General features: G+C 63.8%; 15 protein-coding genes. 8 read left to right on the forward strand and 7 right to left on the reverse strand.

Annotation, left to right across the window (positions count from 1 at the left end; all coding sequences use genetic code 11):
* From E5W87_RS25415 to E5W87_RS25445, 7 genes are all read left to right on the forward strand, one after another.
* A partial coding sequence (locus E5W87_RS25415) for a hypothetical protein (protein WP_292403904.1) occupies nt 1-333 on the forward strand: 333 nt, incomplete at its 5' end.
* A 149-nt stretch (nt 334-482) separates the two neighbouring features.
* Nucleotides 483-1736, forward strand: a complete 1254-nt coding sequence (locus E5W87_RS25420; RefSeq protein WP_292403907.1) for a sarcosine oxidase subunit beta — start codon at nt 483-485, stop codon at nt 1734-1736.
* Nucleotides 1736-2158, forward strand: a complete 423-nt coding sequence (locus E5W87_RS25425) for a hypothetical protein (RefSeq protein ID WP_292403910.1) — start codon at nt 1736-1738, stop codon at nt 2156-2158. Before E5W87_RS25420 ends, E5W87_RS25425 begins: the two co-directional genes overlap by 1 nt.
* 8 nt (nt 2159-2166) lie before the next feature.
* The gene (locus E5W87_RS25430) at nt 2167-2463 is read left to right on the forward strand and encodes a sarcosine oxidase subunit delta (RefSeq protein ID WP_292403913.1); all 297 of its coding nucleotides are present in this window, start codon (nt 2167-2169) and stop codon (nt 2461-2463) included.
* Nucleotides 2460-5468 carry a sarcosine oxidase subunit alpha gene (locus E5W87_RS25435; protein ID WP_292403915.1) on the forward strand — a complete coding sequence of 1003 codons (3009 nt, stop codon included), beginning with the start codon at nt 2460-2462 and terminating at the stop codon, nt 5466-5468. Before E5W87_RS25430 ends, E5W87_RS25435 begins: the two co-directional genes overlap by 4 nt.
* Nucleotides 5461-6039 (forward strand): sarcosine oxidase subunit gamma, encoded by a 579-nt coding sequence (locus tag E5W87_RS25440; protein ID WP_292403917.1) that lies wholly within the window; start codon nt 5461-5463, stop codon nt 6037-6039. Before E5W87_RS25435 ends, E5W87_RS25440 begins: the two co-directional genes overlap by 8 nt.
* 52 nt (nt 6040-6091) lie before the next feature.
* Nucleotides 6092-6322 carry a hypothetical protein gene (locus E5W87_RS25445; RefSeq protein WP_292403920.1) on the forward strand — a complete coding sequence of 77 codons (231 nt, stop codon included), beginning with the start codon at nt 6092-6094 and terminating at the stop codon, nt 6320-6322.
* A gap of 86 nt (nt 6323-6408) precedes the next feature.
* On the opposite strand, the gene E5W87_RS25450 is transcribed toward E5W87_RS25445, so the two are convergent.
* The gene (locus E5W87_RS25450; protein WP_292403922.1) at nt 6409-6648 is read right to left on the reverse strand and encodes a DUF680 domain-containing protein; all 240 of its coding nucleotides are present in this window, start codon (nt 6646-6648) and stop codon (nt 6409-6411) included.
* A gap of 222 nt (nt 6649-6870) precedes the next feature.
* The gene (locus E5W87_RS25455; RefSeq protein WP_292403923.1) at nt 6871-7515 is read right to left on the reverse strand and encodes a TetR/AcrR family transcriptional regulator; all 645 of its coding nucleotides are present in this window, start codon (nt 7513-7515) and stop codon (nt 6871-6873) included.
* Between the two features lie 207 nt (nt 7516-7722).
* Here E5W87_RS25455 and E5W87_RS25460 point away from each other — a divergent pair, with 207 nt between their 5' ends.
* Nucleotides 7723-8424: a hypothetical protein gene (locus E5W87_RS25460; protein WP_292403925.1), complete on the forward strand. Its 702-nt coding sequence runs from the start codon at nt 7723-7725 to the stop codon at nt 8422-8424.
* A 5-nt stretch (nt 8425-8429) separates the two neighbouring features.
* On the opposite strand, the gene E5W87_RS25465 is transcribed toward E5W87_RS25460, so the two are convergent.
* From E5W87_RS25465 to E5W87_RS25485, 5 genes are all read right to left on the reverse strand, one after another.
* On the reverse strand, nt 8430-8924 hold the full coding sequence (locus tag E5W87_RS25465) for a MaoC family dehydratase (protein ID WP_292403927.1): 495 nt from the start codon (nt 8922-8924) through the stop codon (nt 8430-8432).
* A gap of 26 nt (nt 8925-8950) precedes the next feature.
* The gene (locus E5W87_RS25470; protein ID WP_292403929.1) at nt 8951-9766 is read right to left on the reverse strand and encodes an SDR family oxidoreductase; all 816 of its coding nucleotides are present in this window, start codon (nt 9764-9766) and stop codon (nt 8951-8953) included.
* 434 nt (nt 9767-10200) lie between these two features.
* A complete protein-coding gene (locus E5W87_RS25475; protein WP_292403931.1) occupies nt 10201-13131 on the reverse strand; it encodes an efflux RND transporter permease subunit in 2931 nt (976 codons plus the stop codon).
* Nucleotides 13131-14285: an efflux RND transporter periplasmic adaptor subunit gene (locus E5W87_RS25480; RefSeq protein WP_292403933.1), complete on the reverse strand. Its 1155-nt coding sequence runs from the start codon at nt 14283-14285 to the stop codon at nt 13131-13133. Before E5W87_RS25480 ends, E5W87_RS25475 begins: the two co-directional genes overlap by 1 nt.
* 394 nt (nt 14286-14679) lie before the next feature.
* Complete coding sequence (locus E5W87_RS25485) at nt 14680-14823, reverse strand: hypothetical protein (RefSeq protein WP_292403936.1); 144 nt, start codon at nt 14821-14823, stop codon at nt 14680-14682.
* Between the last annotated feature and the right edge of the window lie 250 nt (nt 14824-15073).

Here is a 15073-nt window from a genome sequence, read left to right on the forward strand (position 1 = left end):
GGGGAGGAATGCGCGACAAGCGACATCCAGTTCATGCTGTGCAACCCCAGCTCGAACATTGACGAGTGGTCGAAACTTCTTCGCACGAGGTTGGTTGGAGTTGCAGGCGTCCATCGTTGTCACGGCGAACTCTACATCTCGGAAACCGGAATTTTGTTTCACTTTTCTGATGTAGACGGAGAGATGTCCTATCTAGCTGATTCATTTGGCGCGGCCGCAGAGCGTTTGTTGTTGGGACGCCGTTTGCAGCCGATGTTGCGGCCAGAGCAAACCGAAATCTACATTTATGGAGAGCGGATACTTCCCGATGACCCACGCGTCTACCACTACTGACGCTTCTCTGCGTCGAGCTTTTTTGTCGCGGCGCAAAACGGCAAGCGCCGTCGCAAACAGCGCAAGGGTGGCAGCGCTGTTTCGCTAGTGATACACCTCGCGCGCCGGCGCTCGATTGGATCCCGGCCGCTGTCTGCGAGGCTGGAACGTTGAAGAAATACTCGGTATTCGCCATTGCCCGCGAGGCCATGCGCGGCCATAAGGGCTGGGAGGAACAGTGGTCCTCGCCAGAGCCGAAGAAGGAGTACGACGTCATCATCGTCGGCGCCGGCGGCCATGGCCTGGCCACCGCCTATTATCTGGCCACCGTGCACGGCATCACCAATGTCGCGGTGTTGGAAAAGGGCTGGCTCGGCGGCGGCAACACCGGCCGCAACACCACCATCATCCGCTCCAACTATCTCTATGACGAGAGCGCGGGCATCTACGATCATGCGCTGAAGCTGTGGGACGGGCTCAGCCAGGAGCTCAACTACAACGTCATGTATTCGCCGCGCGGCGTCATGATGCTGGCGCACAATGTCCACGACATCCAGGTGCTGAAACGCCACGTCCATGCCAACCGCCTGAACGGCATCGACAATGAATGGCTGACGCCGGAAGCCGCCAAGGAATTCTGCCCGCCGCTCAACATTTCGCGCGATGCCCGCTATCCGGTGATGGGCGCGACCCTGCAGCGTCGCGGCGGCACCGCTCGTCACGACGCCGTCGCCTGGGGCTATGCGCGCGGCGCTTCTGCGCGCGGCGTTCACATCATCCAGAATTGCGAGGTCACCGGCGTCAAGCGGGCGCCGAACGGTGCGGTCATGGGCGTCGAGACGACGCGCGGCTTCATCGGCGCCAAGAAGGTCGGCGTCGTTGCCGCCGGCCATTCGTCCGTCCTCATGAACATGGCCGGCGTGCGGATGCCGCTGGAAAGCTATCCGCTGCAGGCGCTGGTGTCGGAGCCGGTCAAGCCGGTATTCCCCTGCGTGGTGATGTCGAACACTGTGCACGCCTACATCTCGCAGTCCGACAAGGGCGAGCTGGTCATCGGCGCCGGCACCGACCAATATGTCTCCTATTCGCAGACCGGCGGCCTGCACATCCTGCAGCACACGCTCGACGCCATCTGCGAGATGTTCCCGATGTTCACCCGTATGAAAATGCTGCGCTCGTGGGGCGGCATCGTCGACGTGACGCCCGATCGCTCGCCGATCCTGGCCAAGACGCCGGTGCCCGGCCTCTATGTCAACTGCGGCTGGGGCACGGGCGGCTTCAAGGCAACGCCGGGCTCGGGCCATGTCTTTGCCCACACCATCGCCAGGGACGATCCGCATCCGATCAATGCGCCTTTCACCATCGAGCGCTTCCGCACCGGCCGCCTCATCGACGAGGCGGCGGCGGCAGCGGTGGCGCACTGATGATGGCCGAGATGGCTGTCGCCATGCCGCTGATGCTCGCGGGCGAGCAGGGCCTGTTTCATTTTCCCTCGGTCGAAGAGGTGCGCCTGCAGCCGATCAGCCGCGCCGAAAACGAGACCGGATGGCCGTTTTCCGTCGACGCGGGCGTGCTCGCCTGCGTCTGGAGCGGCGGCCAGAAGGTGGTCACCTTCCTGGAAAACAGGCCGGCCGACCTTGAAGACGACCATACGTTCCAGCCGCGCCATGTCATCCTGACCACCGACCCGTTTCAACTCACGATCGGCAACATGGCTGATCGCGACCTTTTCCGCCCGGCGGCAAGTGTCGAGGAACGCATCCGGCTGGTCGCGCCGTTCGCGACCCTGGGCCAGAAGCTTTGCGACCAACCAGCCGGCGCCCATGTCGGCCACGGCGAATTGTAGGAACAATCATGCTTCTCATCCGCTGCCCCTATTGCGAAGAAGAGCGTCCGGAACTCGAATTCCGCAACGCCGGCGAGGCACATATTGCGCGTTCCGCAGATATGGCCGCGACAAGCGATGACGACTTCGAAAAATTCTTTTTCATCCGCTCGAATCCCAAGGGCATCATCTACGAGCGCTGGCGGCACATGCATGGCTGCGCGCGGTTTTTCAACGCTGTGCGCGACACCGTCAGCGATAGGTTCCTGATGACCTACAAGGCCGGCGAGCCGAAGCCCGCGAAGCTGCCGGGAGCCTCCAAATGATCGCAGCGTTCCGCATTCCCGGCGCCGGGCGCCTCAAGCAGGCAGAGACGGCCCGCTTCAGCTTCGACGGCCAGTCCTATGCCGGCGTCGAGGGCGATACGCTGGCTTCGGCGCTGCTCGCCAACGGCGTCCATCTGGTCGGCCGTTCGTTCAAATACCACCGGCCGCGCGGCTTTCTGTCCGCTGGAGCGGAAGAGCCCAATGCGCTGGTCGAGATCAAGCGCGACTCCGCCAGGAAGACACCAAACGTCCGCGCCACCGTGCAGGAGCTCTATGACGGGCTAACGGCACAGTCGCAGAACCGTTGGCCGTCGCTTTCCTTCGATGTCAGTGCGGTCGGCGATATCGCCTCGCCGCTGCTTTCGGCCGGCTTCTACTACAAGACCTTCATGTGGCCGAAGTCCGCCTGGAAGAACCTTTACGAGCCCAAGATCAGGGCTGCGGCAGGGCTTGGCGTTGCCCCCGACCAGCCGGATCCCGACCATTATTCGGCGCGCTATGCCCATTGCGACGTGCTGGTGCTGGGCGGTGGTGCTGCCGGCATTGCCTCGGCACTTGCCGCGGCCGAAACCGGCGTGCGCGTCATCCTTGCCGACGAGCAGGCGGATTTCGGCGGCAGCCTGCGCTTCGAGAGCGGCGCCAAGATCGACGGCCAGGACGGTTTTGCCTGGGCGCAAGGTGCAGTCGCGACGCTCAAGGCCATGGACAATGTCCGCGTGCTGTCCCGCACTACGGCCTTCGGTTATTACGCGCAGAATTTCGTCGGGCTGGTCGAGCGCGTCAGCGATCATTTGCAGAATCCCGGCCGCGGGCTGCCGCGCGAGCGGCTGTGGCAGGTTCGCGCCAGCCGCGTGGTGCTGGCGACCGGCGCTATCGAGCGGCATATGGTGTTTGCCGACAACGACCGGCCGGGCATCATGCTGGCGTCGGCGGCGCGCATTTATCTCAACCACTACGGCGTTGCGGTCGGCAGGAATGTCGGCGTCTATACGGCCAATGATTCCGCCTATGCGGCGGCGATCGATCTGAAGAAGGCCGGCGTCGGCGTGGCGGCCATCGTCGACCTGCGCGACAATCCGACTGGGCCGGTGATCGACGAGGCGAGGGCGCTCGGCATCGAGATCAATTTCGGCCGCGCGGTGATCCGCGCCGGCGGCAAATTGCGAGTGTCGTCGATGACCGTGCAGCCGAAGAATGGCGGCGGCGAGCGCACCATCCCGGTCGACGCGATCCTGATGTCGGCTGGCTGGACGCCGTCGGTGCATCTGTTCTCGCAGTCGCGCGGCAAGGTCGCCTTCAACGACGAGACCAAGCGCTTCGTGCCCGGCACCTACGCGCAGGACTGCGTCTCCGTCGGCGCCTGCAACGGCACGGACGGATTGTCGGCGACGATCGACGAGGCCTATTCGGCGGGCGCCAAGGCGGCCAAGGAGGCGGCCGTCAAGAATGCCGGCGCCAACGCTGCCAAGGGAGCCAAGCCGAAGGTCGACGCCAGCGAGAGCTGGTCACGCGGTATGCTGGGCGCAGCGCCCGGCGCCGGTGCGGACACGACGGTCAAGGCCTTCGTCGATTTCCAGAACGACGTCACCGCCAAGGACATCCGCCAGGCGGTGCATGAAGGCATGCGCTCGATCGAGCACGTCAAGCGCTTCACCACCAACGGCATGGCGACCGACCAGGGCAAGACCTCCAACATGCACGGTCTGGCCATCGCCGCCGAGACGCTGGGCAAGCCGATCCCGCAAGTCGGCCTGACGACATTCCGGGCGCCTTACACGCCGGTGACCTTCGGCTCGATCGTCGGACACGCGCGGGGTCCGCTCTTCGACCCGACCCGCAAAACGGCGATCCATCCCTGGGCCGAGCGCCAAGGTGCGGTGTTCGAGGATGTCGGCCAGTGGAAGCGCGCCTGGTATTTTCCCAAGGCGGGCGAGGACATGCATGCCGCCGTCGATCGTGAGTGTGTCACCGTGCGCAAGACCGCCGGCCTGTTCGACGCCTCGACGCTGGGCAAGATCGAGGTGGTCGGGCCGGATGCGGCCAGGTTCATGGAACTGCTCTACACCAATCCGTGGGAGAAGTTGGAGCCCGGCCGCTGCCGCTATGGCATCATGCTGCGCGAGGACGGTTTCATCTATGACGACGGCGTCGTTGGCAGGCTTGCACCCGACCGCTTCCATGTGACGACGACGACGGGCGGCGCGCCGCGGGTCATGAACCATATGGAGGATTACCTCCAGACCGAGTTCCCGCATCTCAATGTCTGGCTGACCTCGATCACCGAGCAGTGGGCGGTGATCGCCGTGCAGGGACCGAAGTCTCGGGACATCATTGCGCCGCTGGTCGAAGGCATCGACATGTCGGACGAGGCGCTGCCGCATATGTCGGTGCGCGAGGGCAAGATCTGCGGCGTGCCGACAAGGCTGTTCCGCATGTCGTTCACCGGCGAACGCGGCTTCGAGGTCAACGTGCCGGCCGACCACGGCCAAGCCGTCTGGGAAGCGCTGTGGGCTGAGGGCCAGAAGCATGGCGCCTGCGCTTACGGCACCGAGGCGATGCATGTGCTGCGCGCCGAAAAGGGCTACATCATCGTCGGCCAGGACACCGACGGCACGGTGACGCCAAACGATGCCGGGCTCGACTGGGCGGTCGGCAAGAAGAAGACCGATTTCGTCGGTATCAGGGGCATGGCGCGGCCGGACCTGGTCGCCAAGGGCCGCAAGCAGCTTGTCGGCCTGAAGACCAAAGACCCCAAGGTGGTGCTGGAAGAAGGGGCGCAGATCGTCGGCGATCCGAAGCAGGCGATCCCGATGACCATGATCGGCCATGTCACTTCCAGCTACTGGTCGGAAAATTGCGGCCGCTCGATCGCGCTGGCTCTGGTTGCCGGAGGCCGCGACCGGATGGGCGAGACGCTTTACGTGCCGATGCCCAATGGGACGATCGAGGTGGAGGTCACCGGCATGGTGTTCTTCGACGAGAAAGGGGAGCGCCTCAATGGCTAAGGCTGACGCGAAGAAATCTGCCGCCGCTCCCATGCCGGCCGAACGCCGCGCCGCGCTCGCCGGCCAGGAGCTTTCCACCACCGGCGTCGCACTTGCTGTGTTGCCGCCGGCGGAGCGCATTTCGCTGCGCGCGCCGGATGCCTCTGTCGCTGCGCTTTCGAAGGCGCTCGGCGTGACCCTGCCGCGAAAACCCAAAACCTCGGCGGCAAAGGCCGGGCGCACTGCATTGTGGCTAGGGCCGGACGAATGGCTGGTCATCGACGAGGCAAAAGACCCGCTCGCCGACTGCGCCAAGGTAACAGTGCTGCATTCGGCGGTCGGCATCTCGCATCGTAACGTCGCCATATCAGTCACCGGCCCGGCGGCTGCGGCGACGATCAATTCGGGCTGTCCGCAGGATCTGTCGCTTGACGCCTTTCCGGTAGGCGCAGCGTCGCGCACCATTCTGGGCAAGGTCGAGATCGTGCTGCTGCGCACCGCGCCCGACGCGTTTCGGGTTGAATGCTGGCGTTCCTTTTCCGATTATGTCTTTACTTTTCTGTCGGAGGCGGCCGGCGACGCGACGGCATAGGAACGTTCGCTGCGCTCGACCGTTTGCCGGAGCAAGTCGAGGGAGAATGTCGATGCCGTCGAAATCCGCGCCGAATCCACCGGTTCAGAAAACGTCGGCCGTGCGCTCTCTCGAACACGAGCAGCACCAAGAATCAAACATTGAAGAGGAACTCGAGGAAGGGCTCGAGGATACGTTTCCGGCCAGCGATCCGGTGTCGATCACCGGGACTTCGATTTCCGGCGCTCCCGCAAGGCCCGGCAAGGCCAAGATCGTGGCCGGAATGAAGAAGCGCAGGAAATAACTTCCGGCAGGCTCCGGCGAAGCCGGGCTGAAATGGCCACGAAAATGGGCGGTCAGGATTTCCTACCGCCCTTTTGCTTTCGAACCTCAGAACGTGCTGGGCACGATCCACGGATCGATGTCGATGCCGAGTCGCGGCTCCCTTTTTTCAGTCGAGCCATCGCGAGTGGCTGCCTTCTCGACCGATCCGGTCGCGCCGCAATCGAGCCTGATGTTGGTGTCGGCGCACGCCGCGGCCGGCGCCTGCTTGCCGGGCTGGCTCTGGCCGGCGAGGGCCGCGCCCGAGAATGCCAGGACGGCGACGAGGGCAAGGATTGTCTTTTTCATTGTCTGTCTCCGGTTCAACCGCTGAATCTTTTCCGTACATGTACGATATGGCGTACATATACGACCGACAATCGCAGAGTTCAAGCCAGAAGTCGTACATGTACGAACAATTTTATTTGAATGTTGGGAATCGTATAGTGCCGGCACGCGCCGAGTTGCGCATGCGGCGCCATTCACCCGTGCCGTACAGGATCTTCAAATATCCGAAACCGAAGGAACCCTTCAGCAGTTGACCGGCGTTTCGGTCAGCGGCGGCACGTCCTGCGTGGTCAGCCCGGCAAGCGTGAAGTCGCACATCCGCTTCACGAAAGCCTGCTGGTCGCCGAACGGATAGAAGGGAAAGGTGATCAGCAGCGAGATCGTGCCGTGGCCGACCGCCCACAGCATGGTGGCGATGGCGCGCGGGTCGCCCTTGAGCCTGCCGGCGGTAACGCAGGCCTCGACCCTTTTGATCAGCACCTTCATCAACGGGTTGCCCTCTTGCATCTCGGCGAAGGTCCTGCCTTCCGGTGGCTTGACCTTTTCGGTCATGAATACCGTGCGATATTCGTTGGGGTTGCCAAGGCCGAAGGCCGCGTATTCGGTCATGACCACCTGCAGCGCTTCGATCGGATCGTCGGCCGGGTGATCCTCGATACGCTTGGCCAGAGTCTCGAATGCATCCTCGGCCAGCGCGAACAATATGTCCTGCTTGTCGGCGAAATAGGAGTAGACCGACATTGGCGCATAGCCGACGCGCTTCGCCAGCTTGCGGATGGTGAGGCCTTCATAGCCTTCCTCCTGCACGAGCTTGTGCGCCGCTTCGACAAGTTCGGAGCGCAGTTCGGCTTTTTGTTTCTCGCGGCGTGTCTGGGCGCTGACCGGCAATTTTCGCCTGCCTTTATCGGTGGTGGCTGGCTAAATTATATACGCTGTACGGAATCGGACAAGGCGCCGTCAAATCGGCTTGAGCGTTCCGACATGTCCGTTTTCTTCTCCCGTAGAGTGTTACTCTGGCCCAAACGGGCAACATCGGGCCGTTACAAACGACCGATAGTTCGCCGCTCTGCAAAAATTCCGTTTGGGGAGGCCGATATGGCTCCGACTGAGCTTTCGTCCGGCGTGCCGGACGTGGACCCACTTTCTCATGGCGCCAGGCTGGCACTCAGGCGAGCCGTCATGGTTGCCTGGTTGGCGATCGCACTCGGCTTCGCCATGGAAGCCCTTATTCTGGCTGGCAGATTTGCAGCAGGTTCCCACCCGGCTATCACCCAGGTCCTGATCGAATTGGCACAAGGCGTGACATGGGCTTTCTTCGTCTGCGCCGGCGTCAGCCTCGGCACGGCGATCGCCAAGGTGCGAGCCTCGCTCGGCGGCTTGATCAGCGCAATCTCGGCGCCACTGGCCATGGGCATCGCCAAGGGGACGCAAAAGGTCATGGTAAGTGCGCTCGATGCGGCCGCAAAACCGGCCATCCTCTCGCTCACGACGCTGGGTGTGCTGCGGGCGATCGAATACGGCCTGCTCGGCTGGATACTGGCCTCGCTGGCGTCGAAGGAAGAACCCCGTCCGCTCCATTTCGCGCTGGCAGGCGCCTTGATAGGCGCGGTGTTCGGCGGCGGAATCACGGTGCTGACGATTGAGACGGCCGCGGCGAACAACGTCGCGCTTGCCCTGCCGCAGGCTATCGCAACCGGCCTCAACGAGATCGTGTTTCCGATCGGTTGCTCACTGGTCGTCTACATCGCCCTGCAGATCGGCCGGCACATGGAGTTCGTCTCCAGCGACGTTCGCTGAGCCGTCTACGCCGCTTCTGGCTGGCGCTCGATCAGCGTCAGCGTCAGCCAGCGCGCGGTCAGCGCCGGCTTTTTCGAGCCCTCGATCTCGATGGTCACGTCATGCGCCGTCTGCACCCAGCCCGACGGCCTGACCTTGACGTCGGCCAGCACGAAACGGGCGCGGATGCGCGCGCCGGTCTTCACCGGCGCCAGGAAGCGCAGCGAATCGAAGCCATGGTTGACGCCCATCTTGCTGTTTTCGAGCGGCGGCATGGTCTCGAAGGTCATCGCCGACAAAAGCGAAAGCGACAGGAAGCCATGCGCGATGGTGCCGCCGAACGGTGTCTCGCGCTTGGCGCGCTCCGGATCGCAATGGATGAACTGGTGATCGTCGGTGGCATCGGCGAACTGGTCGATCATGCGCTGCGAGACCACCCGCCACGGCGACACGCCGACTTCCTTGCCGACGCTGGCCAGAAGCACATCGAGACTGATCGGTTCCACGCTGATGTCCTCCATTTCAACCGTCCGGATCCAGAGCGGCTTCATTCCTTGAACAGTGTCAGCCCATGCTGCACCGACTGCCCGCCATCGATCGGCAGGATGGCGCCGGTGACATAGCTGCCGGCACGGCTGCACAAATAGAGCGTTGCGCCGGCAATGTCATCCGGCGCGCCGATGCGACGAAGCGGAACATGGCCGCCGACATGGTTGGCCTGTTCCTCAGTCGCGGTGGCGAAGGCGGTCATCCGGCTCTGGAAGGGACCGGGGGCGAAGGCGTTGACGGTAATGCGACGCGCGGCGAACTCGATCGCCAAGGTGCGCGTCAGATGGTGAACCGCAGCCTTGGAGGCAGAGTAGGAATAGGCATCGTCGGCCAGCGGCTGCGTGCCCATCACCGAACCCAGATTGATCACCCGGGCCGGATCGGCCTCGCTGGCGGCGGCATCGAGCAGCGGCAGAAGCTCGCGCGTCAGATGGAAGACGGCGGTGACGTTGACGCCGAACACCTTGGCCCAGGCATGATAGGGGAAGGTTTCCAGGGGCGCGCCCCAGGAAACGCCGGCATTGTTGACCAGTATGTTGAGCCGCTCCGTCCGCGCCTTGACCTCGGCGACCAGCGCCGCGATGCCAGCCTCGCTGGAGACATCGCCGGCAAAGCCCTCGGCCCGGCCGGAGCCGCCGAGGCCGTTCAATTCGCCGGCAACCCTGATGCAATCCTCGCCCTTGCGCGACGCGATCATCACGATAGCGCCGGCCCTAACCAAAGCGGTCGCCGCCATGCGGCCGATGCCGGTCGCGGCCCCGGTCACCAGCGCGGTCTTGCCGGCCACCGAAAACAGCTCGTCCAGATAGCTCATTGCGATTTCCTCTGGGGCAATTCCTTCGCGCCCTTGCCTAGCCCAGCGAAAGGGCTCGCGTTGCCAAGGCTAACCGAAGTACGGTCATCCTTGCCACGGGTAAAGTGCCCGGGTTAGGGCAAATCGCTTCAGACAAATGGTGGTATCCAGCGCGATCGGAGGCCACCAATTGTTGAAGTTGGCGCCGCCCCTCATCGCCCTGCCAGGGCACTTCTCCCCGTATAGTGACGGGAGAAGGGGCCTGGCCGCGACCTCGGCACCCTTTTGTGCAATGCTGGTGATTGGCGAAACCATCAATGAGAGCGCCCCTCTCCCTGTCCCTATGCGGGGAGAGGATGCCGCCCGGCAGGTGAGGGGCAGCGCAGACGCTCGGAACGAGGGACCTAAAGCTGAAGCGATTGCCCTGTACCGGGTGCGCTGCGGCCTGACCGAACCTACTCCGCCGGCTCGACATTGGTGTAGGCGGCTTCCTCGAGCTCGCGCTTCAGCCGTGATGCCTCTTCCACCTTCGGCGTGACGAAGCGGCCGAGCAAGAGATAGGCGACCGGGGTCAGGAACAGCGTCGAGACGGTGGCCAGGCCCAGCCCGCCGACGATCACCCAGCCGAGCGCGATGCGCGCCTCGGCGCCGGCGCCGCTCGCCAGCACCAGCGGCACGCCGCCGAGCACGGTGCAGATCATCGTCATCATCACAGGCCGCAGCCGGATGGTGGAGGCGCGCTCGATTGCCTCGCGCACGCCGAGCCCGCGGTCGCGCAACTGATTGGCGAACTCGACGATCAGGATGCCGTTCTTGGCCATGACGCCGACCAGCAGCACCAGGCCGATCTGGCTGTAGGCGTTGAGGCTGGTGCCGCTGAGCAAAAGGGCAAAGATCGCGCAGGCGAGGCCGAGCGGCACCGTCGCCATGATGATGACCGCGCTGACGAAGCTCTCGAACTGGGCGGCGAGCACCAAAAGGATGATGACCAGCGAGAAGCCGAAGATGGTGATCATGGCGCTGTTGGTTTCGCCCAGCGTCGCCGCCTCGGCCAAGGGGACGATGCGGCTGCCCGGCGGCAGGAGCGGCGTGGCGATTGCCTCGGCGCGGGTGAGCGCCTGGCCGAGCGCGAAATCGCCGCTGAGATTGGAGGTGATCGCCACAGACGGCTGTTGCTGCTCGCGGGTCAGCGAGGGTGGCACGGCGCGCTCGGTAAGCGTGGCAATGGTCGACATCGGCACGAAGCGGCCATCGGCCGTCTTCAGGAAGATATTCTCCAGGTCGGTCGGATCGTTGATCGGGTTGGTCGTCGAGACGAGCTTCACTCCGTAGCTGCGGTCGGCGATATAGACGTCGACGACATCATTGCCGTCGAGCATGGCCTGGAAAGTGTCGGCAAGCCCGGTGATGTCGATGCCGAGGTCCGAAGCGCGCTCGCGGTCGATGGCCACGGAAAGCTGGGGTTGCGTCGGATCGACGGAGAGCCGGGGCGACTGGAAGCGGGGATCCTTCTGCATCTCGGCGATGATCTTCACCGCAGCGTCGCCGAGCGCGGCGCGGTTGTTGCCGACCAGCGCGAACTGCAGGCCGTTGCCGGCGCCGCGAATGCCGAGACTGTTGGGCTGCATCGGAAAGACGCGCACGCTCGGCACCTGCCGGGTGAGCCGGCTGATATCGGCCATGATCTGCTGCTGGCTGCGCGTGCGCTCGTCCCACGGCGCCAGCGTCATCACCATGAAGCCGGCATTGTAGGCGCCGTTCCGGCCGGCGCTCTCGAACGTGTTGCGGATTTCGCCGGAATCGCGCAGCGGCTGGATCAGTTTTTCGATCTTCTCAATCTGCTGCGTCGTGTAGTCGAGGCTGACGCCTTGCGGCGCGTCGATGCGCATGAGCACGACGGCACGGTCCTCGGTCGGCGTCAGTTCCTGGCGGATCGTGCCAAACAGCGTGAAGGCGGTTGCTGCAAACAGTAGCGCGACCAGAAGCACGATCCACGGCGCGTCGAGGCAGATGCGCAGGCAGCGCCGGTATAGCGTGTTCAGCGCGCCGCCGATGCGGGCGCCGATGCCGCTGCCGCCTTCGTGGTGAAGCGGCGCGGACGACAGCATGCGTGAGGCAAGCATCGGACAAAGCGTCAGCGCCACGACGGCGGACAGAAGCACCGATATAGCGAGCACGAAGCCGAATTCGCGGAACAGGCCGCCGGTCTGCCCGGGCAGGAAGGAGATCGGCACGAAGACGGCGACCAGCGTCAGCGTCGTCGCAATGACGGCGAAGAACACTTCCTGGGCGCCAAGCACGGCGGCGGCGCGTGGCCCCATGCCTTGGTTGCGTCGCCGCACGATATTTTCCAGAACGACGATGGCGTCGTCGACGACCAGGCCCGTCGCCAGCACCAGGGCGAGCAGCGTCAATATGTTGACCGAGAAGCCGGCGAGATAGATAGCGGCGATCGTCCCGATCATGGCGACCGGCATTGCGAGCCCCGGAATGAGCGTCGCGCGCCAGTCGAGGAGAAACACGTAGATGACGATCAGCACGATGGAGACGGACAGGCCGAGTGCGATCTCAACCTCATGCACCGCGCCGTTGACGAAGACCGCATCGTCGCTGGTGACCTTGATCGACATGCCCTGAGGCAGATCTGCCTGCAGTTTGTCGACGGCGGCCTTGACGCCGGTCGAAATATCCAGCGTGTTCGATTCCGCCTGGCGGATAATGCCGAGGCCGATGCCGGTCTTGCCGTTCGAACGCAATGTGGTCTGGCCGATGTCGGGGCCGAGCGTGACGGTGGCGACGTCGCGGATGCGGGTCGTGCCGCCGATGATGATGTTCTCGAACTCCTCCGGCGTGGTCACGTCCGCCGTCGTGCGCACGATGAGGTCCTGGTTGGTCGTGGTGATCGAGCCGGCCGGTGAGTCGAAAGCGACCGAGGCCAGCGCTGCCCTCAGGTCGGCGACGGTGAAGCCCAGGCTGGCGAGCTTGTTCTGGTCGACATCGATGCGAAAGATCTTGTCGCGGTCGCCATAGACCTGGACGTCGGCTACGCCGGGCACGGCAGCAAGCTCGTCCTCGATCTGGTCCTGGACCAGCACGGTCATGTCCTGCACCGACATGGTGTCGGAGGTGACAGCCAGCCGCATCACCGGCTCGGAATTGGCATCGGCCTTGACGCGGTCGACGGTCTCGGCCGCCGCGCCTTCAAAAGTCGTGTTGACGGTGACGACGGCGCGATCGACATCCGGCAGTTCGCGAATTTCGACGCCGTAGAAGGCAGCAAGGCCGGCGACCGCGATCAGCGTGTTCAAGACGAAGGCCATCACCGACCTGCGGATGAATAGCGCGGTAACGCCTGTATCGCTGGCGGCGTTGTTGGAAGCGGTCATCAGCCGTCGGCGTCCGCGGCGCGCTGCTCTTCGCCGGCGATGGCGACCTCGCCGCCTTCGCTGACGCTCTGGGTGCCCTCGGTCACCACCATGTCGCCGCTGACGATCGGGGCGTCGATCAGCACGGTTTCGGTGTTGCGCTGGATGATGCGCACGGCCACCCGCTTGGCTTTGCCGTCCGCGATCGCCCAGACATAAGCACCGTCCGAGCCCCACTGGATCGCCAGCGGACTGACGGCTGGATAGCTGTCGCCGGGGAACTTCATGGCGATCCGGAAGGACATGCCGGCACGCAGCGAATCGGCCGGATTGGCGATCTTTGCCTTGACCAGAAGGGTGCGGCTGGCTTCGTCGATGTGGTTGTCGATGGCGGCAACCGTTCCGGTATAGGCTTTGTTGGGATTGGCGATCGGCGTCGCCGACAATTGCGCGCCGACCTTGACGGCGGCGGCGAAGCGCTCCGGCACCCAGAATTCGACCAGTATGCTGGAGCGGTCGTCGAGGGTGGCGACCGCCGACTGGCTGGTCACATAATTGCCGGCTGATATCGGCAGGATGCCGACGACGCCGGCGATCGGCGCGACGATCGAGCGGCGTTGCAGGGCCAGCTCCGCATCGCGAAGCGCCAGCTTGGCATTGGCCAGAACCACTTCAGCATCGGCAACGGCGACCGCTGTAGCGGCGTTGGAAGCGCGCAGCGATTTGACCCGGACGAGCTTGGCCTGCGCGTCCTGCAAAGCAACCTTGGCGCGGTCCTGTGCGATCACCTCGGTGTCGGAATCGAGGGTGGCAATGACCTGCCCCTTTTCGACATGGGCGCCGGACTCGACCACGAATTCAACGAGGCGGCCGGAACTGTAGGGATTTACCGTCACTGAGGCGTTGGCGCGGCCGGTGCCGATTGCCTGCAGACGATCGTTGATAATGGCCGCGGCCGCCGGCAATGCGACGATAGTCACCCGCTGGCCGGCGGCGTTGCCGCTGCCTGCTTGCCTGGCCTTATCGATGGCGCCCGTTGGCGGCGTTGCGGCATAAGCCCAGTCGATACCCCAGCGCGCCAGCACATCCGGCGCGCCTGGAAAAAAGCGAACCCAGGCGGCCGCGGCCGCGACCAGGATCACAAGTGCAAAAACGATCTGTTTCCAGGTGGCCATCGGCGCTCCGGTTGGCAAATATACCGTCTACGGTTCCCAAGGTGAAGTAGACGCGACGGCACACTCCGACACGCAGGATGACTCGTCGATATCAAAGCTTTATGGCAATTCTCCCACTCGCTTGCACATTAAATCGCTGTAACGTTGATAAGCGCTACGCTTGGGTCAAACCGGATCAGCCGGCCGCCGCCAATGGGGGTGGTGGGTCAGTTTAACGCCCGCCGGCGGAAGATGCGCTTGGTGCGCAGGATCGGCTTCAGATGTGGCTCCCTTGGCTATCAATCCTCTTCAAGTCGAGCCGCGGAATGAGAAAGTCCAAGAATGCTTTAACCTTTGGGGGCTGAACGCCGCCTCCTGGCCGGATCGCATAGAGGGTCGGTTCGGGCCCTGCCCACTAGGGCAGGACACGGACCAGTCTTCCAGCGGCAACGTCCGACTTGACGCGCACATGGTTGGTCATGAACAGGCCAACTCCCTCCAGCAGGAATCCGTGAAGAGCCTCTGGATCGCTGGCGACGGCCACTGCTCGCGCCGCCATGCAGATCCGCCGGAACCGTCGGGCTCCAGTCCCCGTTTGCCGTGAATACTCCTTGCAGACCGGACACAGGGCGCTTGATCCTTGAAGTTTCCCGCTTTGTTCCCATATAAGCTGACAGGATCGGAGACGGTTCCGCCGCATGGGGACAGACCGGCTCGTGGCCTTACGCGGCTAACAGTTCTTCGCAAAAAAGATTTGAAATGGTTGTTGACAGTTTGGACGGGCGCCGACTATATACGCCTCACCAACG

It is taken from the genome of Mesorhizobium sp., assembly GCF_004962925.1.
Lineage (GTDB): Bacteria > Pseudomonadota > Alphaproteobacteria > Rhizobiales > Rhizobiaceae > Mesorhizobium.